The sequence below is a fragment of the Rhizobium lusitanum genome (assembly GCF_014189535.1).
GTDB classification, from domain to species: Bacteria; Pseudomonadota; Alphaproteobacteria; order Rhizobiales; family Rhizobiaceae; genus Rhizobium; species Rhizobium lusitanum_C.
On sequence record NZ_CP050307.1, the window covers coordinates 1,162,130 to 1,188,137 of the forward strand.

The following is a 26,008-nucleotide window of genomic DNA, read 5'->3' on the forward strand; positions in this document are numbered from 1 at the left end:
CATGTCATTAATGATGGAATACATCATCTATCCATCTCCATCTTCACGATCAGCGAGATATCTGATTGGATATAACGCGTTGTATCCAATCAGATATCATGCTAGCGGTCAGCCTCTCCCAGGAGGACGTCATCTTGAGCAATCGCCCTATCGCCTTCATTGCCAAAATTTCCTTTGTGATCAGCAGCTTATTGCTTGCGACCCCCGCCTTTGCGGATCGCCTCGTGACCGACCAGATCGGCCGTGAGGTCCATGTCCCGGATACCGTCAACCGGGTCGTCATCCTGCAACACCAGACGCTCAATATCGCCGTCCAGCTCGATGCGATGGACAAGGTGGTCGGTGTGCTCGACGAGTGGAAGAAGCAGCTCGGGGCCAACTACGTCCGGCTTGCGCCGCAGCTTCCAAATCTTGCCATGCCGGGCGGCCTGACCAAGGTGAACATCGAGGAGCTGCTGAAACTCAAGCCCGACGTGGTCTTCGTCACCAATTATGCTCCGGCCGACATGGTGAAGCAGATCGAGGATGCCGGCCTGCCGGTCGTCGCCATTTCGCTTCTCGATGTACCGCCGCAGGAGGCGATAAAGCTCAATCCGAGCGTCAAGGACGAACCCGCTGCGATCGACACCGGGTTTGCGACCGGCGTGCGCCTCATCGCCGATATTCTTGACCGCAAGGAAAAAGGCGAGGAGATGATCGCGGCCACCAAGAAGACCCGCAAGCTGATCGCCGACCGCCTCGCCGGTCTCCCCGACGACAAGCGCATTCCGGTCTACATGGCCAATCCTGACCTCACCACCTACGGCCGTGGCAAATATACCGGCCTGATGATGGAGCGCGCTGGCGCCCGGAACGTCGCCAATGCGATCGCCGGCTTCAAGCAGGTGTCGATGGAGGATGTACTCACCTGGAACCCCAACGTGATCTTCGTGCAGGAACGCTATCCCGCCGTGGTCGACGAGATCAAAACATCGGCACCCTGGCAGACGATCGACGCCGTCAAGAACGGCAAGATCTATCTGATGCCCGAATATGCCAAAGCCTGGGGGTATCCGATGCCGGAGGCCATGGCACTCGGCGAACTCTGGATGGCAAAGACGCTTTATCCCGAGCGCTTCGCGGATATCGACATGCAGGCGCAAGTGGACGCCTATTACAAGGAATTCTACCGCACAGACTATCGTTCGGGCCAATGAGCAGGGACGTTTTTTCGCCCCGCTCGCCACAGGTGGTCATCACCATCCTGGCTGCCACGCTCTTGATCGTGGCGGTCGGCTCTCTCGGCGTCGGCCGCTATGAAATCCCCTTCGCACGGGTAGTGCAAATTCTGCTGGCGCCGATCCTTCCGCCGGAGACACCGATAACCCCGACAGAGGCGAATGTCGTCTTCACCGTGCGCCTGCCGCGCATCCTGCTCGCGCTGCTGTCGGGCGCGGGTCTCGCGCTCTCCGGCGCCACGCTACAGGGCGTTTTCCGCAATCCGCTGGTCGGCCCACAGGTCATGGGCGTTTCCTCTGGCGCGGCCTTTGGCGGCACGCTGGCCATCCTCCTGAGCTTTTCGCGTGTCGGCTTGCTCGCTACATCGTTCGCGTTCGGCCTATCGGCTCTTATCCTTGTCTATGCGCTGAACAGCATCGCGGCACGGCGCAATATCCTTGCACTGGTGCTGGCCGGCGTGGTGATCAGCGGCTTCTTCGGCGCCCTCGTCAGCCTCGTTCAGTATATAGCCGACACGGAAGACAAGCTGCCGGCGATGGTGTTCTGGCTGCTCGGCAGTTTCGCAACGGCCAATTGGGAAAAGCTCACCCTCGTCGCCGGCCCAGTCCTCGTCGGCAGCATCCTGCTTTTGGGCTTGCGCTGGCGCGTCAACCTTCTGTCGATCGGCGACGAGGAGGCGCGCGCCCTCGGCGTCCGCGTCGAGCCGCTACGCTGGCTGATCCTCATTCTCGTCTCCGCGATCGTTGCGGCGCAAGTGGCCGTGAGCGGCATCATCGGCTGGGTCGGCCTCATCGTCCCGCATATGGCGCGGATGCTTGTTGGTTCCGATCATCGGGCGATGATGCCCGCATCGCTGATCATCGGCGCGCTCTACCTGCTTGTCATCGACGATGTCGCACGCACGGCGACCGGCACGGAAATCCCTCTCGGGATTCTCACTGCGCTGATTGGAACACCGATATTCGTGCTTGTCCTGTGGCAAACCCAGAGAGGCATCCGTGGCATCTGATCAGGCAACACTATGGATCGAAGCAGCGAGCCACTCCCATGACGGCATGCGCTGGCAGTTCCGCGATCTCGACCTCGACCTGAAGGCGGGCGAGATTGTCGCCATCCTCGGCCCCAACGGTCGGGGGAAATCGACGCTGCTGCGGGTACTTGCCGGCCTTCTGAAGCCGACCTCCGGCAAGCTGTGGCTCAACGCGCGCACAGGTTTCGTACCGCAGGAATTTTCCGGCTCCTTTGCCTATTCGGTGCTGGACGTGGTGCTGATGGGCCGCGCCCGGCATATCGCGCTGTTACAGACGCCACGCAAGATCGATATCGAAAAGGCGATGGAGGCGCTGTGTACAACAGGGATGGCGGACTACGCATCTCGCAATATCAACACGCTCTCCGGCGGCGAACGGCAACTCGTCCTAATTGCCCGTGCGCTCGCTGGCGAAAACGTCGTCCTGCTCCTCGATGAGCCTGCCTCCGCGCTCGACCTCAACAACCAGGATGTCGTGCTTTCGCTGCTCAGTAAGTTGGCAGACCGCGACGATCTCGCCATCGCCTTCACCACCCATCAGCCGAACCATGCGTTGGCGGTCGCCGACCGCTCACTGCTGATGCTCGATCAGGCACGCATTATCGTCGGCGAAACGGATGAGGTCGTCAATGAGGCCAATCTCGAGGATCTCTACGGCATTCCGGTGCGCTCCGCACGCCTGAGCGGCGGCGGCCAGGACGTGGCCTCTTTCGTGCCACTGTTCCGGCAAAGGGATCGGAAAGGAAGATATCCATGACCGTATTCACTCAGCCACTCAGCGTACTGTCCGCAGGCAGCATGCGACACGCGTTCCCGGCGCTCATCGCCGCATTCGGCAAGCTGAACCATGTCCCCGTCTCCTTGACCCTCGGCCCCGCTGGTCTGCTGCGGGAGCGCATCGAGGCGGGTGAGCATTTCGATCTCTTTGCCTCCGCCAACATGGCGCATCCCCGGCGTCTGGCGGCGCAGGGGATCACCAATGATGCGGTCTGTTTCGCCCGCAACAGGCTTTGCGTGCTCGCGCGCAGCGACCTTGGCCTGACGACCGCGAACCTTCTCGACGTCATCACCGATCCGAAGATCAAGATCGGCACGTCGACGCCGGGGGATGATCCCGCAGGCGACTATGCCTTCGAGGTCTTCGACCTGATCGAAGCCAAGCGTCCGGGCCTTGCCGAGCCTCTCAAGTCCCGAGCCCGGCAACTGGTCGGCGGCCGCAACTCGCCGCCGGCACCATCAGGAAAAAACGCAGCCTGGCTTGTCGCCGACGGCGAGGTCGATCTCTTCCTGAGCTATTATTCAAATGCCCGTCTTTTGAAGCATGATTCGGCGCTCAGCGTCGTCGCCCTTCCGGAAGAGCTTTCGCCAATCATCGAGTATGGCGTGACGGCTCGCAAAGGCGCGCGCGCTGAAGCCGGGCAACTCCGGGAGTTTCTATTGTCCAGCGATGGACAGCGAATCTTGGAGCAGAATGGGTTTGAGCCCATATAAGCATGGTGACTGGGTCATGCGAATCGGTCGGGTCGGAGCCTTGTTCGCGCTCCGCGGGACACTGACTTTCACCTAGAGGTAAGATTCCTTGGCGGCTATCGTTCGTTGCCGCATGAAGACCATGAGGCCCAGCATCGTCTACCATGTGAGGGCAAAACTCAGCATAGGCCGCGCGACCACCGGCCTGGAAGGATCGTGCCGAGCTCATTGATGACGGCGAACAACTACCGTTGAAACATCGACGCACCGCCGCGCTTTGATGTTCAAGCTTGCAACACCGTTGCCCGATCTCTATATAGCGCAACGAGGACTGCGATCCCGCGTTACCATCCGTAGCGCCTCGAAGCCGTAGCTTGAAACTAGCCGCTGCATTTTTTGAACCGTAGCTCTCGTGCCCTCCGCACTATCGCGTGACGGCGCTCCCACTATCCATTGTCATTGACGCTGGTCGAATGACCAGCTGAGGAAATTTATTTGAACAACACAAATATCGCTGCCGCGCTTGCGGTGGTGAAGCCGCATGAACCCAATGAGGCCATCAACCGGCCCGACAAGAACTGGAAGCCTTACCCCTGTCTTCTCACGCGCAACGAGCTTGAGAAGCTGGTCGCCGAACAACTCGGCTGACGGGGACGACGATTTTATCAACAGCAGCAACAAGGAGAACAAATGCATATTCTAGTCAGAGACAACAATATCGAACAGGCGCTCAGGGTACTGAAAAAGAAGATGCAGCGCGAGGGGTTGTTCCGGGAAATGAAGGCACGGCAGGCCTATGAAAAACCGTCCGAACGCCGCGTCCGGGAAAAGGCGCAGGCCATCAGCAGGCACCGCAAAGCGATACGCAAGCAGATGCAGCGCGAAGGGCTGATCCCCGGCCCCAAGCGGAAGGCACCGCCGGCGCGCGGACCAAACCCTACCATTTGATGCGATAGTTCACATTCACGTTGCCCGCTGGCGTTAAAGCCAGCGGATCGACGACGGATGCAGTGAAGTTGAGATTGGGCGCGATCGGCTGGTTGAAGGCCAGCGTGCTTGAGACGTTGCCCTTGAGGTCCGTCACCGCACCGTTCGCCGAGATCGATGTGCCGGTCCAGGGAAGATTATCGTCACGGCCTGCGAGGCGGTGACGGATGTAGATTGGCTTTGCGCGCGCCCATAATTCACATTCAGCGCGTGCGTCGTCTGCATATCGAGATCCTTCGAGACGATCCAGTTTCGCGAACGGCCGAGATACAAAGTTCCGCTGCCCCTCAGCGTGTCCAGCCGCAACGCGACCTCGCGGCGCGATTTGCTGGCAAAATTACGGCTATCATCCACCGCTTTTCCCCAGAACGTGGCAAGTTCGGAGCCGCTCAGGATCTTTCCACCGGGCGCGCTTCCAAGGCCAATATCGGCGCCCGCGCTCATTTCCCACGCCATCGGCAACCGAAAACCGATCGTTGTATGATAGGTTCGGGGAGCAACCTTGACCGGCGTCCAGATCAACAGATCGCCGGCATAAGCCGTCTGCGACAACGACGCCGCGCTGACAAGCACACCAACAAAAACGCGCGTTAAAACAAGTCTCATCACAAAAGCCCAATTAGCGTTTGTATCAACGCCAGCGCGCCGAAGTGCTGCACCGGCAGCCGAAAGCAATGCGAAAAACCGCATTCCGCCTCGGCTTGATTTGGTTGTTAAGCGCCGATCCAACGATGCATATCGGCACCCATCAGGCACCTACACCGCCCACGCGAGGAAGAGACCCCATGCGCATCTAGCAACTCTCGTTAAAACGTTCCCATCCGGGAGACGGTATGTAAACCCTTTGGGTTCAAGTTTTTTGCTGCGGTGCACATTTGCCGCACTCGCTAGATGGCCGTCGAAGGTCCGCTTCGCGAATTGATTACGCCCGACCCCGATAAACAAAAGCGGGCGGCTCGCTGAGGCCGTCTTCCTCGGCGCGGACCGCAATATCCTGATGGAACGGCGAGTGGATGCAGACGGGATCGGTCGCATCCGCGCTGCCTGCAAGCGCCATGGCCTGGCAACGACAGCCACCATGGTCGATGTGTTTTCGCGCGCAGCTGCTGCAGGGTTCCTGCATCCAGTCGTCACCGCGATAGGCGTTGAAGGCGCTGCCGTGATACCAGATGTCCGCGAGCGGCCTGTCACGCACATTGTCGAAGCTGAGCGATGGAATCGTTTCGGCGGCATGGCAGGGCAACACATACCCCGATGGGGTGATATTGAGCCCGGTTCGACCCCAGCCTCCCATGCAGGCTTTCGGATAGCGGGAATGGTGATCGGCGGGCACGTAGTCGATGACCAGAATGCCGTCCAGTGTCCTGCGCGCCTCCTCGACCAGCGCCGTCGTCCGCTCGACCTGCGCCCGTGTCGGCATCAAGGCTGCACGGTTTTTCTCGGCCCATCCATGGAACTGCACGGTTGCGACCTCTATCCGGCGCGCACCAAGCTCGACCGCGGTGGCGATCATATCGCTGACCTGATCCATGTTCTGTTTATGGTAAACGGCATTGACGGTCAACGGAATGCCGGTCTCGCGGATCCAGCCGGCAACCGCCAGTTTGCGGGCATAGCCACCTTTGTAATTACCGACATGGTCGGCCATTTCCGGTGTCGCACCCTGGATCGAAAGCTGGATATGATCAAGCCCGGCGTCGGCCAATTCCGAGAGGCGGGGCTGTGTCAGCCCGATGCCGGAGGTGATGAGGTTGGTATAGAGGCCACAGGAAGAGGCACCCTTGGTCAACGCGGCCAGATCGCGGCGCGCGACCGGTTCGCCGCCCGATAGATGTAGATGCAGAACCCCCAGCTCGGCGGCCTGCCGGAAGGCGGAAAGCCATTCCTCGGTCGTCAACTCATCGCGGCTTTGGGTCAGTTCCAGCGGATTGGAACAATAGGGACAGGCAAGCGGGCAGCGATGCGTCAATTCCGCCAATATGGCAATCGGCGGCGGCGCGGCGATGCTGCGCTCCCTGCCATTGCTGGTTTCAAGATGCTCACTCACCGGCTCAGCTCCAGCATTCGCCGGCTTGCAAAGTCACGGATAAAGGCGATCACGTCGTTGAGGACTTCCTCCTTCGGCGCCTCGAACTGCAACGCAAATCCGGCGGCGATGTCGTCCAGCGTTCTCACTCCGTCAAGCGCGCTGACGATTGCCACAGCAATTTCATCGAGTGCGAGCGCGCGTTCGGGAGCAAGCAGGATCGTCTGCCCGCGAGTGGCATCCTCCCGCAGCCTGACGCCGCGCGCGAGCTTGGCGATGGTCTGGCCATCGATTTTGAGTGTGCCGTCCTCGCTCATGATATCACCCCTTCGCGCCCATCCCAGCCGCCAGGCGGGATAAGCCCGGGACTGACATAGGCGTGGGAGAGCACATCAAGCTGCGACCAAAGGACATCGGTCTTGAAGGTCAGGGCAGCGACGGAAGCATCCTGCTTTTCCAGCGTATCGGCGTGGTCGAGAACGTAGTTCAGACCGAACGCCACCTCTTTCGGCGCTTCGTTGAGGCGCTGGCGGAAATAAGCGAGCGCGCTGTCATTGGCAAAGGCGTAGTGCTCGATCAGTCCGGCGATGCGGTTGGCGTGGATCGCCGGGGCAAACATCTCGGTCAGTGAAGAGGCGACTGCTTCCAACATCGGCTTTTCGCGCACGAAATGAACATAGGCCTCAACCGCAAACCGCGTGCCGGCAAGCACGCCGCGTGTCGAGGCGACATAGTCCGGATCGAGCCCAACCGCCTCGGCGAGCTTCAGCCAGCGGCGTATCCCGCCGCCATCGTCAACGCCGCCGTCATGATCCTCGATGCGATTGCGCCAGGCCCGCCGCAGCTGCGGGTCCTCGCAGCGCGACAGGAAAGCGGCATCCTTCATCGGGATGCGGCTCTGATAGTAATAGCGGTTGATGACCCAGGCCTGCACTTGGGTCATGCTGCACTGACCGCCATGCAATTGCCGATGAAACGGATGCTTATCGTGATAGCGCGCTTCGCCAACCGCGCGCAGGCGCGCCGCGAACGCTTCTCTATTGGCTGCCTGTTGCAAGCGTGATCTCCATTCCGTCATAGCCGACCGCAAAGCCGTGTCGCTCAAGCTCGGCTCGCTCCGGTCCGGCCCTCCAGATCGGGTTGGTATTGTTGATATGAATGTAGATACTCCGCCCGATCGACAGGCGGGACAATGCCTGGAGACTGCCGTCGAAACCGCTGATCGGCATATGTCCCATCCGCCGGCCGGTCTTCTGGCCGGTGCCCGTCCTGATCATCTCGTCATCGGTGAAGAGCGTGCCGTCGAAGAACAACAGATCCGCGCCGGCTATTCGATCCGCCAAAGCCGGGCTGATCGCCCCGCAGCCGGGAATGTAGTAGATACGCCTGTCGCCGACGCGAAACTCCATACCGACGGTCTGCTCGGTTTCAAGCCCAAGCACCGGCTCGCCCTTCTCAAGATAGAGCGGAACCTTGCCGGCAACGGCAAACAGCCTCGTTTCAAGGTCCTCCAGCGGAAAGAACGGCGTTTCGAGTTCGATCGGCTTTTGCTTAACGTGGGCGGGGTCGAGAACCTTGAAAATCGGATTCTCTTCCAGCGTCTCCAGCAACGCTTTTGTTGCGAGAAGCTGAAAAGGCTGTTTCTCCCGTAACGTCAGGAGACCCGCAACATGATCGACATCGCCATTCGTCAGCACGACACTCTTAATCGGGCTGTCACGCAATGCCTTGGGCCACAGAGCCGGCCGATCAAGCAATTGCTGGCGGATATCCGGTGATGCATTGACGACCAGCCAGCTGCTACCACCGACGCTGACCGCTAGCGACGATTGCGTCTGCGGAGCGAGGGCGCCCTGCCGCACCGCCACGCAGTTCGGGCAGCCACAGTTCCACTGCGGCAAGCCGCCACCCGCGGCGGCGCCGAGCACAAGAAATCGAACAGTCAATCTGTTGCTTTCAGATGGTCAACGATCAGAACAGGATCGGCTCGGAACCGTCGGCCGGGGCATACCGGTTGATTTCCATGCCGCAGCTTACCTCTACGAATTTCGGAGCATGCCATTTCATTGGTCGTTCCTTTCATAGGATTTGCAAAGTTAGATTAGACTCAATTGCCCGTTGGGGCAATTTCGGATGGTCGTCTTTTAATGCTGTTAATGCCACGACGTTCCGGTCGTCGCGATCACGATAAATTGCTCGGCAAAACGACGGGGCGACAGCTTGAGGACGCCAACTCCCCATGATCCGCGCATCGCGGCCTCAGGATTTCCCACCACTCCCGCCCGCCAGAACGGCAAGCTGACGCTCGTCGTGAATACCCTGGCGGTACAATTCGATGATCAAAGCTGCCATCCGCTCGGCTTCCTCACTATCCTTTGTAAGCTTCAGTTCAACCAGAAGAGCATCAAAAGCGCGCTGACAAAGGTTCAAATCCAGCGAATCCAGCGGATAGTCATGTTTGCTGAGATATCTTCGGATCATCGCGTTCTTCTCCTTTCCCGGCGCAATTGGCATGTTCTGCGATAAGATATTTATGTCAGGCAAGCTGCCGCAAGGGCATTTAAATATTAGATATATCGAAAATACAATTAGCGCTATTTTTTCTTGGCTGCCTGTTGCGATGCCACCGACAAATCGCCCCACTCTCCGAAGTCGAAGAAGCCTGGCCGCTCGACGACAGCAATCGGCGCACGGTCTTCACGATCGGAAACTGGGCTTGACGACGGCGAAGCTTCGCCGTCGTGTCGGTCTGCGGGCCCGCCTTCGCGAACATCCTGACAGCAATGGCTTTGCGGTAGAGGACTACTGCAATGCCTTTTCCATCACGCGCACCAGCCGTTCGGCAAAGGCGCGCGGGTCGGCTGGCTTGTCGCCATCCAGAACGCGCGCCTGGTCGAGCAGCAGGAATGCCGCATCGTCGCGCAGGGACGATTGGTCGCCCTTGGCGGCGATGGCCTTGACGAGCGGGTGATCGCCATTGATTTCCAGGATCGGCTTTGCAGCGGATTGCAACTGGCCAGCACCCTGCAGGATTTTTTCGAGCTGCCGGTCATAGCCCTGTTCGGATGCAACCAGGCAAACGGCGCTTTCGATCAGGCGGTCCGATGCGCGAACGTCGGAAACCTGATCCGAGAGCTTCTCCTTGGCAAAATCGATAAAGGCCTGAATCTCGGCCGGTGCTGACTCATCCTTGGTCTCATCCTTAGTCGCGTCCTGCTCAGTTTTGCTGAACTGCGCAAGATCGGCCGACCCTTGCGTGATGGACTTGAACGCCTTGCCTTCGAATTCCGGCGCATTCGTCACCCAGAAGCTGTCGACGGAATCCGAGAGCAACAGCACCTCGATACCACGAGCGCGAAAACCTTCGAGCTGCGGCGATGCCTTCAGCTGTTCGAGGCTGTTGCCGGCGAGATAGTAGATCGCCTGCTGGCCTTCCTTGATATCCTTGACGTAGTCGGCAAGAGAACGATAGCCCTCTCCAGACGCCGTCGTGTGGAACCGCGACAGCGCCACCAGTTGGCTGCGTCGCTCATAATCCTCGTAGATGCCTTCCTTGATCAGGCTGCCGAACGATTCCCACAGCTTGAGGAAAGCATCATTGTCGCTTTCAGCGAGCTTCTCGATGGCGGTAATGATCCTGTTGGTGACGCCCTTGCGGATCGCCGAGAGGATGGCGCTTTCCTGGATCATTTCACGCGAGACGTTCAAAGGCAGGTCGGAGGTGTCTACAAGACCGCGCACGAAGCGGAGATAGCGAGGCAGCAATTCGGCCTCGTCGGTGATGAAAACCCGCTTCACATAGAGCTTCATGCGGCCCTTGCGATCGGGATCGAAGAGGTCGAAGGGCTGGGAACCGGGAATGAAGGCGAGCGCGGAATATTCGTGGCGGCCCTCGGCGCGGAAATGCACCGTCAGCGCCGGCTCGTCATACTGGCCCGAAATGCCGCGATAGAAATCGGTATATTCTTCGCTGGTGATGTCGTTCTTCGACTTGGTCCAGAGCGCGGTGCCGTCGGTCAGCTGCGTCGCTTCGGCATCGGGCTTTTCGGCGATCATGATCGGCACGGGCACATGACCCGATTGTGCCTTGACGATGCGCTCGACGGTCCAGCGAGACGCGTAGCTCTTGGCGTCCTCCATCAAGTGCAGGGTGATGCGCGTGCCGCGCGCCGGCGCCTCGCTGACATCGATCGGGCTGACGCTGTAGCCGCCCTTGCCGTCTGAAGACCAGAGCCAGGCATCATCCGCGCCGGCGCGGCGGGAGACGACATCGACACGGTCGGCGACCATGAAGCAGGAATAGAAACCAACGCCGAACTGCCCGATCAGCTGAGCGCCCTCGCCCTGCTTGTTTGCCTCGATGCGCTCCAGGAAGGCGCGCGTGCCTGAGCGGGCGATCGTTCCAAGCGCCTCGATCATCTCTTCGCGGCTCATACCGATGCCGTTGTCCTCGACGACGAGCCGGCCGCCCTCTTCATCGAGCGTCAGCAGGATACGGCTGTCGGAATCGCTCGCCAGTAGCGAGGGCGTGGCGATTGCCTCGTACCGAAGCTTTTCGCAAGCATCGGCTGCGTTCGAAATCAGCTCACGCAGGAAAACGTCCTTATCGGAATAAACCGAGTGAACCATCATATGCAGAAGACGGGCAACGTCGGCCTCAAAAACATGGCTTTCGGCGGGATTTTCTGCGGTGGTCGTCGTCATGTGCGTCTAGTCTCCTGGGAATATTAAAAGTCGCGCGGAAGAGGTGGCGGAAGAAGGGAGGAATTTCAAGTTGATGTCACGCAATTACGCATAGACGATGTTCTTTTGTTGCCTTGGGAAATGTCTGCACGTCTTTGGCCTTGAGGACCGCAGCCCAGGCTTCGCATCGGAGCAATAGATTGAATATTTTTTAGGCATACATTTGGCCGCCTAATATTTTGGCGCATGGCTTGCCCGCTTTGTTGCGTTGCGTCATAAAGGCGGCATGAGCCGTCTGGATCTGACCATTCTTGTGATCGACGAAAATACCATCCGCGCTTCGATCATCGAGGAGGGGCTGCGGGAGGCTGGTCATGCGCGCGTTACGGTCATCCACGAGGTTCATGGCGTTGCGCGCACCATCGAGACCCTCAAGCCGGACGTCATCATCATCGACATCGAGAATCCGAACCGTGACATGATGGAGCATCTGTTCCAACTGACGCGGACGGTTGGACGCCCGATCGCCATGTTCGTCGACCGCTCCGATACCGCCTCGATCGAGGCGGCCGTCGATGCCGGTGTTTCGGCCTATATCGTCGACGGACTGAAGAAGGAGCGGGTAAAGCCGATCCTCGACATGGCCGTCAGTCGCTTCAATGCCTTCAGCCGGCTGCAACGCGAGCTTGCCGATGCGAAATCGGCACTGGAGGAGCGCAAGATCATCGAGCGCGCCAAGGGCATCCTTATGAAGATGCGCGGCCTGTCGGAAGAGCAAGCCTTTACGCTCCTTCGGCAGACGGCAATGAACGAAAAGAAGAAGATTTCCGATATCGCGCAAAGCGTTGTGACGGCCGCAGGCCTGTTGATGTGACGCCGATACGCAATATGGGAAATTTCCGGAGGAAACCGGAGTGGATATGATGAACAGCAGCAGTTCCGGCAGCAACCTTGCATCGCCCTCCCGCCTGACAGGCGAAGGACCGAAGGTTCTCCGCGCGGGATTTATCCCGCTTGTTGATGCCTCGGTGCTGATCGCCGCGGTGGAATTCGGCTTTGCGCAGAAGGAAGGGCTGACGCTCGACCTCGTCAAGGACGTGTCCTGGGCCAATATCCGAGATCGCCTCGCCTTCCGCCAGTTCGACATCGCCCACATGCTGTCGCCGATGCCGGTCGCCTCGATGCTGGGGCTCGGCTCCAACCCCTCTCCGACCATAACGCCCTTTTCGCTCGGCAGCGGCGGCAATGCCATCACACTGTCGACACGGCTTTTCGATCGCATGCACGACGAAACAGGACTTTCGGACCGGGCCAGCGCATTGGAAAATGCCAAGGCGCTGGCCGCCGTTGTCAAGGGGATGAAGGCGCGGGGAGAGACGCCGCCGACGCTTGGCATGACCTATCCGTTCTCCTCGCACAACTACGAATTCCGCTACTGGCTCGCCGCCGGCGGCATCGACCCTGATCAGGATGTGAAGCTGGTCGTCGTGCCGCCGCCCCTGACGTCCGATGCGCTGGCGGCTGGCGCCATCGACGGCTTCTGCGTCGGCGCGCCCTGGAACATGGTTGCCTCTCAACGCGGGGTTGGCCGCATCGTTGCCGCCAAGCAAGACATCTGGCCATCGGCCCCGGAAAAGGTCATCGGCATGCGGCCGGACTGGGCGGAAAGCCATCCCGAAACCGTCTCTCGCCTGCTGGTGGCGCTGGATCAGGCGGCACGTTGGTGCGACCTGCCGGAAAATCACGATGCCCTCGCCGAAGCACTCGCAGATCCCCGCTACATCGCCGCTCCCGTCGACATCATCCGCAATGTGCTTGCCGGCGAATTCGGTCTCGACGCCAAGGGCAATCGCCGGGTGATCGACAACTACTTCAGCTTCCACGCCGGCTTCGCCAATTATCCACGCCCCAGCCATGCGCTATGGATCTTGAGCCAGATGGTACGCTGGGGGCAGAGTGCTCTCTCCCAACACAATATGCGCAGGGCGGCCTCCGCCTATCGGCCCGACCTCTATCGGTTGGCGCTTGGCAATGACGCAACTCCTGTCGAGGCGGATATCCGCGTCGAGGGGGATAGCGAGGGCGATCGCTTCATGGACGGGTTCGTCTTCGATCCCTCGGACATGGCCTCCTATGTCGCGGGATTTGCAGTGAAGGCGAAGACGCTGACAGCCTCCTCAGGCGAAGAGATCTGACAACGATCGAGCGTTGCGCTGCACAAAATCGGCGCAGGTCGCTATGCTTCCTCAACTGCAGACGCTCAAAATATTTGCAGAAGCCTATCTCGCCCCAAAAACAAGCAAACGTGACAAAACGGGAAATATCCAAATAATTTCATCACGATAGCAAACCGCCTCCAAACTGGCACGTCGCTTGCTTGATAAATATCACTTCGGTCAACGGCGATCGAAGTAAGCCGAGCGCGAGAAATGCGCTCGCAGTGACATTGACGTCGCAAGGTTTTTGCCCCGAGGGACTCTCCCAAGTCCCGGGCTGCATCAACCGAGCGGCGTTTTTTTATTCCCAAAAATCCGTCAGATACCAGCAGAGGGGCCCGCATATGAAGACGATCCTGTCCGACAGCGTTACACGCCGCAACCTATTGAAGACCTCCGCCACCGCAGCCCTTATCAGTGCGGTGAAGACTGCTTTCCCCTCCGGCGCATTTGCGGCCACGAGCGGGCCGGAAGTCTCCGGCGCCAAGCTCGGCTTCATCGCGCTTACGGATTCGGCACCGCTGGTCATCGCCAAGGAAAAAGGCCTGTTTGCGAAATACGGCTTGCCGGATGTCGACGTTGAAAAACAGGCTTCCTGGGGCGCGACCCGCGACAATCTCGTGCTCGGCGGCGCTGCCAACGGCATCGATGGCGCGCATATCCTCTCGCCGCTTCCCTATCTGATGCACACGGGCAAAGTCACCCAGAACAACCAGCCGGTGCCGATGGCCCTCCTCGCCCGCCTCAATTACGACAGCCAGGCCATCTCGGTCGCCAAGGAATATGCCGAAACCGGCGTTCAACTGGATGCTTCCAAGCTGAAGGCTGCCTTCGATGCCAAGCGTGCGGCCGGCAAGGAAATCAAGGCTGCCATGACTTTCCCCGGCGGCACGCATGACCTCTGGATCCGCTACTGGCTCGCCGCTGGCGGCATCGATCCCGACAAGGATGTCTCCACCATCGTCGTTCCGCCGCCGCAGATGGTGGCGAACATGAAGGTCGGCAACATGGACGTCTTCTGTGTCGGCGAGCCCTGGAACGAGCAGCTCGTCAATCAGGGCATCGGCTTCACGGCCTGTACCACCGGCGAGATCTGGAAGGGCCATCCGGAAAAGGCGCTCGGCATGCGCGCCGAATGGATCGAGAAGAATCCTAACGCCGCCAAGGCGCTGCTGATGGCCGTCATGGAAGCCCAGCAATGGTGCGACAGCATGGACAACAAGGACGAAATGGCAACCATCCTCGGCAAGCGGCAATGGTTCAACGTGCCCCCCAAGGATATTCTCGGCCGCCTCAAGGGCGACATCAACTATGGCAACGGGCGCGACGTCAAGGGAACCGATCTCTACATGAAGTTCTGGAAGGGCGGTGTCTCCTACCCATTCCAGAGCCATGATGCCTGGTTCATCACCGAGAACATGCGTTGGGGCAAGTTTGCGCCGAACACCGACGTCAAGAAACTGGTCGGCGAGGTGAACCGCCAGGATATCTGGCGCGAGGCCGCCAAGGATCTTGGCGTGGCCGCCGCCGACATTCCGGCCTCGACCTCACGCGGCAAGGAAACCTTCTTCGACGGCAAGGTCTTCGATCCGGAAAATCCCTCGGCCTATCTCGAAAGTCTCTCGATCAAGGCGGCCTCGTGATGATCGGCGTCACGCCCCAAGAGCTCCGCGCTATCCGCGTCGCGCAAGACCCAAGGACCTGATTTATGTCTGCAACAGCCCGCAAACAGCAAGTCATCGCGACGGCCACCGCCCCAGACGAAAGCCGCGTCGTGAAACTTTCCGCCCGTCCCGTCCGCCGCATCGATATCAGGCACATCGTGCTGACGATCCTACGCGCCGTCGTGCCGCCGCTGGTGGTGCTCATCATTCTGCTCGGCGTCTGGCAGCTCCTCTGCGATCAGCCAGGCGCCAGCCTGCCACCACCGTCACAGGTCTGGCAGGAGAGCTACGACCTCATCGCCCATCCTTTCTTTTATAACGGCTCTCAGGATATCGGCCTGGCCTGGCGCGTGCTCATTTCCTTGCAGCGCGTCGCTTACGGCTTCGGTCTTGCCGCCATCGCTGGCGTGCTGATCGGCGCACTGATCGGACAATCGATATGGGCAATGCGCGGCCTCGATCCGATTTTCCAGATCCTGCGTACCGTGCCGCCGCTCGCCTGGCTGCCGCTATCGCTTGCCGCGTTTCAAAACTCCAGCCCGTCCGCGATCTTCGTGATCTTCATCACTTCGATCTGGCCGGTGATCATCAACACCGCGGTCGGCGTGCGCAACATCCCGCAGGATTACCGCAACGTCGCCAAGGTACTGCGGCTGAACCAGATCGAGTTCTTCTTCCGCATCATGGTTCCGGCCGCAGCCCCGTACATCTTCACGGGCCTGCGCATCGGCATCGGCCTGTCATGGCTTGCCATCGTCGCCGCCGAAATGCTGACGGGTGGCGTCGGCATCGGCTTCTTCATCTGGGACGCATGGAACTCCTCGCGCCTGCCCGACATCATCGTCGCCCTCACCTATATCGGCATCACCGGTTTCATCCTCGACAAGCTGGTCGCCGCAATCGGCGCGTTTGTCACGCGCGGCGCCACGGCCAATTAAGGAAAGCATGATGACCAGCTCTTATCTCAAGCTCGATCACATCGACAAATATTTCGACCGCGGCGGCCAACGGGCCGAAGTGCTGAAGGACGTCAACCTCGTCATCGACAAGGGCGAATTCGTCTCGATCATCGGCCATTCCGGCTGCGGCAAGTCGACCCTGCTCAATCTCATCGCCGGGCTGTTGCCGGTATCGACGGGTGCCGTGCTGCTTGAAAATCGTGAGGTCAACGAGCCCGGCCCCGAACGCGCCGTCGTGTTCCAGAACCACAGCCTGTTGCCCTGGCTCAGCGTCTACGAAAACGTCAACCTCGCCGTTACCAAAGTGTTTCGCGGCAAGAAGACCAAGGCTGAGCGGCATGAATGGGTGATGCGCAATCTCGACATCGTGCAGATGGCGCATGCCAAGGACAAGCGCCCGTCGGAAATCTCCGGCGGCATGAAGCAGCGCGTCGGCATTGCCCGGGCGCTCGCCATGGAACCGAAAATCCTGTTGCTGGACGAGCCCTTCGGCGCGCTCGACGCACTGACCCGCGCCCATCTGCAGGATGTGGTGATGGAGATCCACAGCAGGCTCGGCAACACGATGGTGATGATCACCCATGATGTCGACGAGGCAGTACTCTTGTCCGACCGTATCGTGATGATGACCAACGGTCCGGCCGCCCATATCGGCGAAGTCCTCGACGTTCCGATCGACCGGCCGCGCAATCGTCTCGAGCTCGCCTCCGACCGAACCTACCTCAAGTGCCGTGAAGCCGTGCTGAAGTTCCTCTACGAACGCCACCGCTTCGTCGAAGCAGCGGAGTAAATCCATGACCCAGAAACTTGTCATCATTGGCAACGGCATGGCGCCCGGTCGCATGCTGGAACATCTTCTCGAAAAGGCGCCAGACCTTTATCAGGTCACGATCTTCAACGCCGAACCGCGCGTCAACTACGATCGCATCATGCTGTCGCCGGTCCTCTCGGGCGAAAAGGACTACGAGCAGATCATCATCCATGGCGACGGATGGTACATCAAGAACAACATCACCCTCTACAAGGGCCACAAGATCGTCGCCATCGATCGCGCCGCCAAGACCGTCACCTCGGATCATGGCGTTACCGAGAGCTACGACAAGCTGGTGATCGCCACCGGCTCCGTGCCCTTCATCATTCCCGTTCCCGGAGCAAACCTGCCGGGTGTCTTGAGCTATCGCGATCTGGACGACGTCAATGCCATGCTGCTTGCCGCCCAGTCCCGGGCCAAGGCGGTCGTCATTGGCGGCGGCCTGCTGGGTCTCGAAGCCGCAGCCGGCCTCAATCTGCGCGGCATGGATGTCACCGTATTGCACGTCAATTCGACGCTGATGGAACGCCAGCTTGACCCCGCCGCAGGTTATCTCCTGGAAAAAGCGATCGAGGAGCGTGGCATCAAGGTCATCACCAAGGCCAATACCAAGGCGATCGTCGGCAATGGCAAGGTCGAGGGCGTGGAACTGGCCGACGGCACCATCATTCCGGCAACGCTGGTGGTGATGGCGGTCGGCATTCGCCCGAGTGCCGGGCTTGCCAAGGATGCCGGGCTTGCCGTCAACAGGGGCATCGTCGTCGATGCCGGCATGAGCACGTCGGATGGCAATATCTACGCGCTCGGCGAATGCGCCGAAGTCGGTGGGCAGGTCTACGGCCTGGTGGCACCGCTCTACGAGATGGCGCGTGTTACAGCCGCACAGTTGGTCGGCGAAACCGCAGCTGGCTTCGTACATTCCGACACGCCGACCAAGCTCAAGGTCACCGGCATCGATCTGTTTTCGCTTGGAGACTTTGCCGATGGCGACGACCGCGAGGAAATCGTGCTGCGCGACGCTTCAGCCGGTGTCTACAAGCGTCTGGTGCTGAAAGATAACCGCATCATCGGCACGGTGCTTTATGGCGAAACCGCCGATGGCACCTGGTTCAATGATCTGAAGAAGAAGGCCACCGATATCTCGGAGATGCGCGAAACGCTGATCTTCGGCCAGGCCTACCAGGGAGGGTCGCCGCTGGACCCTATGGCGGCCGTTGCAGCCTTGCCGGATGATGCGGAAATCTGCGGCTGCAACGGCGTTTGTAAGGGCAAAATCACGTCAACAATCACCTCTAAAGGGCTCACATCGCTCGACGATGTTCGCGCCCATACCAAGGCATCAGCCTCCTGCGGCTCCTGCACCGGCCTCGTCGAACAGTTGATGTCGATCACGCTGGGGGATTCCTACAATCCCAAGGCCGTGCAGCCGATGTGCACCTGCACAGAGCTCGGCCATGACGACGTAAGAAGACTTATAAAAGCCAAGGGGTTGAAGACCATTCCTGCAGTTATGCAGGAACTGGAGTGGAAGACCTCCTGCGGCTGCGCCAAATGCCGCCCGGCGCTGAACTATTATCTCGTCTGCGACTGGCCAGACGAATATGCCGACGACTACCAGTCGCGTTTCATCAATGAGCGCGTCCATGCCAATATCCAGAAGGACGGCACTTATTCGGTCGTACCGCGCATGTGGGGTGGCGTCACCAATTCCGGAGAGCTGCGCGCCATCGCCGATGTCGTCGACAAGTTCGAAATCCCGATGGTGAAAGTGACCGGCGGCCAGCGCATCGATCTGCTCGGTATCCACAAGGAAGATCTGCCCGCCGTCTGGGCCGATCTCGGCAAAGCCGGCTTTATCTCCGGGCAAGCCTATGCCAAGGGCCTGCGCACGGTGAAAACCTGCGTCGGTTCCGACTGGTGCCGCTTCGGCACGCAGGATTCGACCGGCCTTGGCATCCGCATCGAGAGGTTCATGTGGGGCTCGTGGACGCCGGCGAAGCTCAAGCTGGCGGTCTCCGGCTGTCCGCGCAATTGCGCCGAGGCGACCTGCAAGGATATCGGTGTCATCTGCGTCGATAGCGGCTTCGAAATCCATTTCGCCGGCGCCGCCGGCCTCGACATCAAGGGCACGGAAGTTCTTGGCCTCGTCAAGACCGCAGACGAGGCGCTCGAGTATATCGTCGCGCTGACGCAGATGTATCGCGAACAGGGCCGCTATCTCGAACGCATCTACAAATGGGCGAAGCGCATCGGTCTGGACGAGATCCGCCGCCAGATCATGGGGGATGACGAAAAGCGCCAAGCTTACTACGAGCGCTTCGTCTTCAGCCAGAAGTTCGCACAGGTTGATCCGTGGTCGGAGCGTGTCTCCGGCAAGGACAAGCACGAGTTCCGGCCGATGGCGACGGTCGGTTTTCCCCAGGCGGCCGAGTGAGGAGATGGACATGAATTGGGTAGAAATCGGCGACATCTCCGACATTCCGTTGCGCGGCGCGCGCTGCGTGAAGACCCCGCAAGGCAAGATCGCGGTGTTCCGCACCGCCGAAAACCAGGTCTTCGCCATAGAAGATCATTGCCCGCACAAGGGCGGTCCACTTTCGCAAGGTATCGTCCATGGCGCGGCAGTCACCTGCCCGCTGCACAACTGGGTAATCTCGCTCGAAACGGGCGAGGCGCTCGGGGCGGACAAGGGCGCGGTCAGGACCATTCCTGTGCGAAATGAGAATGGAGCCCTGTCGATTGCTCTCGATAGTTTGATGATGGCGGCGGAGTGACCGGAGCAGTCATGTCCGTTGAGACCAAAACCACCTGCCCTTATTGCGGCGTCGGCTGCGGCGTCATTGCCAGCGTCGACGACCACGGCAAGGTCTCCGTCAAAGGCGATCCGGAGCATCCGGCCAATTACGGCCGGCTCTGTTCCAAGGGATCAGCCTTGGCGGAGACGATCGATCTCGACGGCCGTGTCCTTTATCCAGAGATCCTCGGGCAAAGGGCAAGCTGGGACGTAGCGCTCGATCTCGTCGCAACACGCTTTTCCGAAACCATCGCCGAGCAGGGTCCGGACTCGGTCGCCTTCTACGTCTCCGGCCAGCTTCTGACCGAAGACTATTACGTTGCCAACAAGCTGATGAAAGGCTTCATCGGTTCAGCCAACATCGACACCAATTCGCGGCTCTGCATGTCATCCTCCGTCGCTGGCCATCGCCGCGCCTTCGGCTCGGATACCGTGCCCGGCACGTACGAGGATATCGAACTCGCCGATCTGGTGATCCTGACGGGCTCCAACCTTGCCTGGTGCCATCCGGTGATCTACCAGCGCCTTGCCGCCGCCAAGGTCGCACGGCCGGGAATGAAAGTGGTCGTGATCGACCCGCGCCGGACGATGACCTCCGACATTGCCGACCTGCATCTGGCGATCCGCCCGGATGGCGACGTCGCTTTGTTCATGGGCCTCCTCGCCCAGCTTGCCCAGAGCGCCGCCATCAACCAGAATTTCATCGCGCTCCATACCGAGGGCTTTCCGGATGCGTTTGCCGAGGCCTCAGCGCTGAGCTTCAGCGATCTGCTCGACAAGACCGGTCTGCCGGCGATGCAGCTGCGCGAGTTCTTCCGCCTGTTCGTAACAACGGAAAAGGTGGTGACCTGCTACAGCCAGGGCGTCAACCAATCCTCCTCCGGCACCGACAAGGTCAACGCCATCATCAATTGCCATCTGGCGACCGGTCGTATCGGCCGACCCGGCATGGGGCCTTTCTCGCTCACCGGCCAACCGAACGCCATGGGAGGGCGAGAGGTCGGCGGCCTCGCCAATATGCTCGCCGCCCACATGGCGATCGAAAATGCCGAAGACCGCGATCGGGTGCAACGCTTCTGGAACGCCCCGACGATTGCCGAGCGGCCGGGGCTGAAGGCTGTCGACATGTTCCGCGCCGTGGCCGACGGCCGCATCAAGGCATTGTGGATCATGGCGACCAATCCGGTGGTTTCGATGCCGGATGCCGATGCCGTCGAAGCGGCCATCAAGGCCTGTCCCTTCGTCGTCGTTTCCGACGTCCTGAAAGAGACGGATACGACGCGGCACGCGCATGTGCTGCTGCCGTCCCTCGGCTGGGGCGAAAAGGACGGCACGGTTACCAATTCCGAACGCCGGATCTCCCGGCAGCGCGAGTATCTCCCCGCTCCGGGTGATGCGAAACCGGATTGGTGGCAAATGGCCGAAGTCGGCCGTCGCATGGGGTTTGCAGAGGCTTTCGCCTTTGGGTCCGCCGCCGACATCTTTGCCGAACATGCGGCCCTTTCCAGCTTCGAAAACGATGGCAGCCGGGATTTCGATATCGGTGCTTACGCGCAAATTGCGATCCGCGACTACGACACGCTTTCGCCGTTCCAATGGCCGCAGCCCGCTGGGTCGCTGTTACAGATGACGCGCTTCTTTGCGGAAGGCGGGTTCTTTCATCCCGATCGCAAGGCTCGCTTCGTGCCGGTCAAACCGCCGATATCAGACCGCACCAATGCGGACTTCCCCTTCACGCTTAACACCGGCCGCATTCGCGACCAGTGGCATACGATGACCCGCACCGGAAAAAGCGCTCGCCTGTCGGCGCATATCGCCGAACCCTTCGCGGAGATCCACCCACGCGATGCGGTCGAGATCGGTGTCGGCGATGCCAGCCTGGTCGAGATCGAAAGCCCGCATGGCAAGGTGATCGTGCGCGCCCTGGTAACCGAACGTCAGGCGCGCGGCAGCCTGTTCGTGCCGATGCACTGGAACGACCAGTTTGCCGCAAAGGCTCGTATCGATGTTGTCGTCACACCCCTGACCGATCCCGTCTCCGGCCAGCCAGCGTCAAAGAATGTGGCCGTCGCTGCCCGCCCTTTCAAGGCGGTGCGCTATGGCTTTGCCGTTTCCATGGCAAGACCACAGCAGCTGGATAGCGCCTATTGGGCACTCGCCAAAGCCGATGGCGGCTGGCGGACGGAGCTTGCCTTTGACGAGACCGAAGAGGACTGGGCAAGCTGGTGCCGCACGACCTTCGATATCCCCGCGCATATCGAACCGCTCGGCTATGCCGATCAGACATCCGGCGATTTGCGCCTCGCCTTCTTCGACGGCGGAAAACTGCTTGCAGCTTTGTTTCTCGCCCGCCAGCCGGTGGCCGTCGCCCGCAATTGGGCGATCGCGCAACTCTCCGCTTCGCATAGCGATCTACGCAAGCGCTTCGCGCTCGTTGCCGGACGACCGGGTGCCGACACGCCGGATCCGGGCGCAACCGTCTGCTCTTGCTTCGGCGTCGGCGTCAATCAGATCGTCGGTGCAGTCCGTAACGGCTGCCACAGTGTCGAGGCGGTCGGCAAGGTGCTGAACGCCGGAACCAATTGCGGCTCCTGCCGTGCAGAGATCCGTGGTATCATCGACGGATGCCTCGCGGCGGCGGCCGAATAAAAACCGCGTCTTTCGCCCCCAACCGCCTCGCCGAAGGTGCGACAAAGTGCCTGCGGTTGGGCTGGCAACCACCAACTTGACTATCTACGCTCAATATGAGAACATAAAGTGAACATATGGAGGTATCCATGACAGACACACAGCAAGTCATAGAGCGTGCCATGACATTCGTCGCTGTTTCGAAGGCTTTGCGGCAACGCGAACAGGAACGGCTCGCTGCCTGGAAACGCCGCGTTGATATCAGCAGGCCGCTGCCGCCTTTACCGCGCGCCGTGCAGCTTTCGCTCAAGCTGGATCGATGATGCCGCGAGCGACCGGGACCTAAACGGATAGAGATGGATCTTCCCAAGGGAACTACAGTCCCGCCATGACGTTTTCTCACAAGAGGAGAAAGCCATGACAAAGTATGATCCAACATTCCCGCCGATCCCGGCTCCGGAAACGGGCCTTCCAAATCCTATTCAGCCGCATTCGGTGGAACCACCGAAGATAGATACGGATGACGACGATGCTGCCTATGCACGCGGAGCCGAAGCGGGGAAAAGGGAAGATGCCGCCGACAAGAATCCCTATCCCGAAGAAAGCAGCCGTGCCAAGGCATTCGAACACGGCTATCTGGACGCGCAGAAGATCAGAAGTAACGATAAGCCGCCCGGTTGAGATTGTCGGCGGCTGAGCGCCCGCCAGAAAGCGGGCGCCCTATTTTTCTAGAGATCGTTATGCCTTGAAGAATTCAAGCAGGTCGGCGTTGATGACATCCGCATGGGTGGTGGCCATGCCGTGCGGGAAGCCCTTATAGATCTTCAGCGTTCCCTTCTTCAGAAGCTTGGCGGAGAGAGGAGCGGAATCCGCGATCGGTACGATCTGGTCATCGTCGCCGTGCATCACGAGAACTGGCACATCGATCTTCTTCAGATCCTCGGTGAAATCGGTTTCCGAGAAGGCCTTGATGCAATCATAATGGGCCTTGGCGCCGCCCATCATGCCCTGACGCCACCAATTGTCGACGACACCTTGCGAGACATTCGCGCCCGGACGATTGAAGCCGTAGAACGGTCCGGCCGGAATATCGCGGAAGAACTGGGCGCGGTTGGCGACCAGTGCCGAACGGAAGCCGTCGAAGACCTCAAGCGGCAGACCGCCCGGATCTCTTCTCGGACTTGACCATGATCGGCGGCACAGCGCCGATCAGTACAGCCTTGGAAACGCGGCCATGGCCGCCATATTGCGCCACATAGCGCGCCACTTCGCCGCCGCCTGTCGAATGTCCCACATGAATAGCACCCTTCAGGTCGAGGTGCTCGGCAAGCGCCGCGACATCGGCGGCGTAGGTATCCATCTCATTTCCGGTTGCCGTCTGGCTCGAGCGGCCGTGGCCGCGGCGATCATGGGCGATGACGCGGAAGCCTTTATCGAGGAAAAACAGCATCTGAGCGTCCCAGTCGTCGGCGCTCAGCGGCCAGCCATGATGGAAGACAATCGGCTGGCCTGTTCCCCAATCCTTGTAAAAAATCTGGGTTCCGTCCTTGGTCGTAATTGTGCTGCTACTCATGGTGGTATCCTTACCTTTCGAAGACTGCTTTGTTGCAGAGGCTTGTGCGGGTTGAGCGAAGGGCATAACAGCCGCCGTGGCGGCCAGACCTAATCCAGCCGTCATGACGCCCCGGCGGGTAGCTTGATTGATCGAGTTGCTCATTTCAATCTCCAATCGTTTATATATCGCGCGATTTATTATCGCGATATAAAGCTATGTAGAGGTAATTCAGATAGCTGTCCATAAAAAACTTATCGCGATATCATTTTTCGTGATAAAAAATTCAGACCATCAACCGGAAGACCGCCATGCCACTGCCTTTGGACAATCAGCTATGCTTCTCGCTCTATGCGACGAGCATAGCCATCAACCGCACTTACAAGCCGATGCTCGACTCGATGGGCATCACCTATCCGCAGTATCTCGTTCTATGCGCGCTCGGCGAAAAGGATGGGCTAACGATCGGCGCGATCGCTGAACGCCTCGCTTTGGAATCGAGCACAATTACCCCGCCGGTGAAGCGTCTGGAGCAAGCGGGTTTGCTTGACCGCAAACGCAGTACGGTCGATGAGCGTCAGGTCCATGTCTGGCTCACGAGTACTGGCCGCTCCCTGCTTGCCGAGAGCGGCTGTCTTGGCGACACCCTGATGCAACGCTCCAGCATGACGCCGGAGCGGCTGGAGGCTTTGAACCATCAGGTGCAAGCGCTGCGCGATGCGCTGAGTCTGGAGGATGTTACAGGTTGATCGTCTCTCTCGCCCTGTGATGCCAAGGATCAGCGGCGGCGATGACTATGGCGCCGGCTTGTCCGCAAAGTGGGAAATGGCGAACTCCGCCACTCTTCCGTTCGACTTCTTCGCATCGTCAACCCAAAACGGGAAGACCTGCCATTGGTGGATCATGCCTGGCCAGACTTCGACCGTGACATCCACCCCTGCCCGACGCGCCTTGTCCTCCAGCCGTAATGTATCGTCCAGCAACGTCTCACGCGAACCAACCTGCAGCAGCAACGGTGGAAAGCCGGTCATATTGGCATAAAGCGGGGATTTATCCGGATCGACCGGCGATTTGTCGCCGATATAGGCTTTGCGTATCAACTCCAGCTCGCCCTTGCCCATGAAAGGATCACTCCCGGCATTCGCGGTCATTGAGGCGCCAGTTACAGCAAAGTCGGTCACAGGGCTCATTGCCACTACCGCGGCGGGCAACGGCCCCTTAAGCCGAAGTTGCCTGAGAGTGACCTCGATTGCCAGGGTTCCGCCGACGGATTCGCCGGCAATCACGATATTCTCCGCTCGATATCCCGAGGCGAGAAGCCAGCGATATGCGGCCAGCGCGTCGTCGACCTGGGCGGGAAAACCATGTTCCGGTGCGAGACGATAGTCGATCAGCAACACGTCAGCGGATGCTGCCTTCGCAAAGGAGCCGGCAATGTTGCGATGCGTCCTCAACGAGCCGCTATAGAAGCCGCCGCCATGGAGATAGAGAATTGCCCGTCTGCCGATCGGATGGTGCAGCCGCGCCGGCCAGATCAGATCGGCCTCAACCCCGTTGACATCGACATGGCGGATCTGGACGCGCGTCGGATCCGGCGTGGATACCATCAACCTCTCGAAGGCGGCGCGCCGCTGACGGAGATCTTGCATGCCGTCATAGGTCTGATGCAGGGTTGCGATCAGTTTATCGATCTGATCGTTCGACGCACTCGTTGGCGGCGCGGGATCGAGCGCCTGGGCGGGTGAAACCAGCAGCAGCAAGGGGACGGTCACCGCCAACGCTGCCATCAACCTCGTCAAATAAGGGAGCACGAAGAGAAATGACCGACACCCATTCACACGATTGACCTTTCTGCCATTCAGCCTGAAGGCAATATTGCTCTGTTCGGTTGCAACTGCCAACAGCTCCACCCTGAATATCGTCTATTCTTCACCGCAGCATGACAGGCGGGAGCGCGCCGTCTCAGCCAA

The 26,008-nt window shown here is 59.9% G+C and carries 27 protein-coding genes and 1 pseudogene; 17 read left to right on the forward strand and 11 right to left on the reverse strand.

Annotated elements, in window-relative coordinates; translation table 11 throughout:
- Window positions 1-98 precede the first annotated feature (98 nt).
- The 6 genes from HB780_RS08380 (at window position 99) to rpsU (ending at window position 4,666) form a co-directional block, all read left to right on the forward strand.
- Window positions 99-1,196: an ABC transporter substrate-binding protein gene (locus HB780_RS08380; protein WP_286203013.1), complete on the forward strand. Its 1,098-nt coding sequence runs from the start codon at window positions 99-101 to the stop codon at window positions 1,194-1,196.
- Window positions 1,193-2,227: a FecCD family ABC transporter permease gene (locus HB780_RS08385; RefSeq protein WP_286203014.1), complete on the forward strand. Its 1,035-nt coding sequence runs from the start codon at window positions 1,193-1,195 to the stop codon at window positions 2,225-2,227. Before HB780_RS08380 ends, HB780_RS08385 begins: the two co-directional genes overlap by 4 nt.
- On the forward strand, window positions 2,217-3,005 hold the full coding sequence (locus HB780_RS08390; RefSeq protein WP_286203015.1) for an ABC transporter ATP-binding protein: 789 nt from the start codon (window positions 2,217-2,219) through the stop codon (window positions 3,003-3,005). The genes HB780_RS08385 and HB780_RS08390 overlap by 11 nt, the downstream gene beginning before the upstream one ends.
- Window positions 3,002-3,739 carry a molybdate ABC transporter substrate-binding protein gene (locus HB780_RS08395; RefSeq protein ID WP_183689554.1) on the forward strand — a complete coding sequence of 246 codons (738 nt, stop codon included), beginning with the start codon at window positions 3,002-3,004 and terminating at the stop codon, window positions 3,737-3,739. The genes HB780_RS08390 and HB780_RS08395 overlap by 4 nt, the downstream gene beginning before the upstream one ends.
- Window positions 3,740-4,213: 474 nt before the next feature.
- Complete coding sequence (locus tag HB780_RS08400; RefSeq protein ID WP_183689555.1) at window positions 4,214-4,366, forward strand: hypothetical protein; 153 nt, start codon at window positions 4,214-4,216, stop codon at window positions 4,364-4,366.
- A gap of 42 nt (window positions 4,367-4,408) precedes the next feature.
- Entirely contained in the window at window positions 4,409-4,666 is a 258-nt protein-coding gene (gene rpsU, locus HB780_RS08405; protein WP_183689556.1) for a 30S ribosomal protein S21, read from the forward strand.
- On the opposite strand, the gene HB780_RS32955 is transcribed toward rpsU, so the two are convergent.
- The 9 genes from HB780_RS32955 to htpG form a co-directional block, all read right to left on the reverse strand.
- Complete coding sequence (locus HB780_RS32955; RefSeq protein ID WP_286203016.1) at window positions 4,656-4,802, reverse strand: hypothetical protein; 147 nt, start codon at window positions 4,800-4,802, stop codon at window positions 4,656-4,658. The two genes, rpsU and HB780_RS32955, sit on opposite strands and share 11 nt — an antisense overlap.
- Window positions 4,799-5,395: a hypothetical protein gene (locus HB780_RS08410; protein ID WP_286203017.1), complete on the reverse strand. Its 597-nt coding sequence runs from the start codon at window positions 5,393-5,395 to the stop codon at window positions 4,799-4,801. The genes HB780_RS32955 and HB780_RS08410 overlap by 4 nt, the downstream gene beginning before the upstream one ends.
- A gap of 232 nt (window positions 5,396-5,627) precedes the next feature.
- On the reverse strand, window positions 5,628-6,752 hold the full coding sequence (gene pqqE / locus HB780_RS08415; RefSeq protein WP_183689557.1) for a pyrroloquinoline quinone biosynthesis protein PqqE: 1,125 nt from the start codon (window positions 6,750-6,752) through the stop codon (window positions 5,628-5,630).
- Window positions 6,749-7,048: a pyrroloquinoline quinone biosynthesis peptide chaperone PqqD gene (pqqD, locus tag HB780_RS08420; RefSeq protein WP_183689558.1), complete on the reverse strand. Its 300-nt coding sequence runs from the start codon at window positions 7,046-7,048 to the stop codon at window positions 6,749-6,751. The genes pqqE and pqqD overlap by 4 nt, the downstream gene beginning before the upstream one ends.
- A complete protein-coding gene (gene pqqC / locus HB780_RS08425) occupies window positions 7,045-7,788 on the reverse strand; it encodes a pyrroloquinoline-quinone synthase PqqC (protein ID WP_183689559.1) in 744 nt (247 codons plus the stop codon). Before pqqC ends, pqqD begins: the two co-directional genes overlap by 4 nt.
- The gene (pqqB, locus tag HB780_RS08430; RefSeq protein ID WP_183689560.1) at window positions 7,769-8,677 is read right to left on the reverse strand and encodes a pyrroloquinoline quinone biosynthesis protein PqqB; all 909 of its coding nucleotides are present in this window, start codon (window positions 8,675-8,677) and stop codon (window positions 7,769-7,771) included. Before pqqB ends, pqqC begins: the two co-directional genes overlap by 20 nt.
- Window positions 8,678-8,702: 25 nt before the next feature.
- Window positions 8,703-8,798 carry a pyrroloquinoline quinone precursor peptide PqqA gene (gene pqqA / locus HB780_RS08435; RefSeq protein ID WP_007692844.1) on the reverse strand — a complete coding sequence of 32 codons (96 nt, stop codon included), beginning with the start codon at window positions 8,796-8,798 and terminating at the stop codon, window positions 8,703-8,705.
- A gap of 192 nt (window positions 8,799-8,990) precedes the next feature.
- Window positions 8,991-9,212, reverse strand: coding sequence for a hypothetical protein (locus tag HB780_RS08440; RefSeq protein ID WP_183689561.1), 222 nt, complete (start codon window positions 9,210-9,212; stop codon window positions 8,991-8,993).
- Window positions 9,213-9,533: 321 nt separating this feature from the next.
- Window positions 9,534-11,435, reverse strand: a complete 1,902-nt coding sequence (gene htpG, locus HB780_RS08445; protein ID WP_183689562.1) for a molecular chaperone HtpG — start codon at window positions 11,433-11,435, stop codon at window positions 9,534-9,536.
- 265 nt (window positions 11,436-11,700) lie between these two features.
- Between htpG and HB780_RS08450 the strand changes: the two genes are divergently transcribed.
- The 10 genes from HB780_RS08450 to HB780_RS08495 all read left to right on the forward strand — a co-directional run bounded on the left by HB780_RS08450 (window position 11,701) and on the right by HB780_RS08495 (window position 23,167).
- Window positions 11,701-12,288 carry an ANTAR domain-containing response regulator gene (locus HB780_RS08450; protein ID WP_183689563.1) on the forward strand — a complete coding sequence of 196 codons (588 nt, stop codon included), beginning with the start codon at window positions 11,701-11,703 and terminating at the stop codon, window positions 12,286-12,288.
- A gap of 49 nt (window positions 12,289-12,337) precedes the next feature.
- Window positions 12,338-13,609, forward strand: coding sequence for a CmpA/NrtA family ABC transporter substrate-binding protein (locus HB780_RS08455; protein WP_435693881.1), 1,272 nt, complete (start codon window positions 12,338-12,340; stop codon window positions 13,607-13,609).
- A 365-nt stretch (window positions 13,610-13,974) separates the two neighbouring features.
- Window positions 13,975-15,273 carry a CmpA/NrtA family ABC transporter substrate-binding protein gene (locus HB780_RS08460; protein WP_183689565.1) on the forward strand — a complete coding sequence of 433 codons (1,299 nt, stop codon included), beginning with the start codon at window positions 13,975-13,977 and terminating at the stop codon, window positions 15,271-15,273.
- A gap of 65 nt (window positions 15,274-15,338) precedes the next feature.
- Window positions 15,339-16,232: a nitrate ABC transporter permease gene (gene ntrB, locus HB780_RS08465; RefSeq protein WP_183689566.1), complete on the forward strand. Its 894-nt coding sequence runs from the start codon at window positions 15,339-15,341 to the stop codon at window positions 16,230-16,232.
- A 10-nt stretch (window positions 16,233-16,242) separates the two neighbouring features.
- On the forward strand, window positions 16,243-17,043 hold the full coding sequence (locus HB780_RS08470; protein WP_183689657.1) for an ABC transporter ATP-binding protein: 801 nt from the start codon (window positions 16,243-16,245) through the stop codon (window positions 17,041-17,043).
- A gap of 4 nt (window positions 17,044-17,047) precedes the next feature.
- The gene (nirB, locus tag HB780_RS08475; RefSeq protein ID WP_183689567.1) at window positions 17,048-19,498 is read left to right on the forward strand and encodes a nitrite reductase large subunit NirB; all 2,451 of its coding nucleotides are present in this window, start codon (window positions 17,048-17,050) and stop codon (window positions 19,496-19,498) included.
- Between the two features lie 4 nt (window positions 19,499-19,502).
- A complete protein-coding gene (gene nirD, locus HB780_RS08480) occupies window positions 19,503-19,838 on the forward strand; it encodes a nitrite reductase small subunit NirD (RefSeq protein WP_183689568.1) in 336 nt (111 codons plus the stop codon).
- 11 nt (window positions 19,839-19,849) lie between these two features.
- Window positions 19,850-22,507, forward strand: coding sequence for a nitrate reductase (locus HB780_RS08485; RefSeq protein WP_183689569.1), 2,658 nt, complete (start codon window positions 19,850-19,852; stop codon window positions 22,505-22,507).
- 128 nt (window positions 22,508-22,635) lie between these two features.
- A complete protein-coding gene (locus HB780_RS08490; RefSeq protein WP_007692823.1) occupies window positions 22,636-22,809 on the forward strand; it encodes a hypothetical protein in 174 nt (57 codons plus the stop codon).
- A 94-nt stretch (window positions 22,810-22,903) separates the two neighbouring features.
- Window positions 22,904-23,167: an Sf3a2-prov protein gene (locus HB780_RS08495; RefSeq protein ID WP_183689570.1), complete on the forward strand. Its 264-nt coding sequence runs from the start codon at window positions 22,904-22,906 to the stop codon at window positions 23,165-23,167.
- A gap of 57 nt (window positions 23,168-23,224) precedes the next feature.
- Here the strand turns inward: HB780_RS08495 and HB780_RS08500 are convergent.
- Window positions 23,225-24,059, reverse strand: a pseudogene (locus HB780_RS08500) (alpha/beta fold hydrolase).
- Window positions 24,060-24,349: 290 nt separating this feature from the next.
- Here HB780_RS08500 and HB780_RS08505 point away from each other — a divergent pair.
- Window positions 24,350-24,787 carry a MarR family winged helix-turn-helix transcriptional regulator gene (locus HB780_RS08505; protein WP_183689571.1) on the forward strand — a complete coding sequence of 146 codons (438 nt, stop codon included), beginning with the start codon at window positions 24,350-24,352 and terminating at the stop codon, window positions 24,785-24,787.
- Window positions 24,788-24,832: 45 nt separating this feature from the next.
- Here the strand turns inward: HB780_RS08505 and HB780_RS08510 are convergent, their stop codons facing one another.
- The gene (locus HB780_RS08510; protein WP_183689572.1) at window positions 24,833-25,825 is read right to left on the reverse strand and encodes an alpha/beta hydrolase; all 993 of its coding nucleotides are present in this window, start codon (window positions 25,823-25,825) and stop codon (window positions 24,833-24,835) included.
- Window positions 25,826-26,008: the final 183 nt, after the last annotated feature.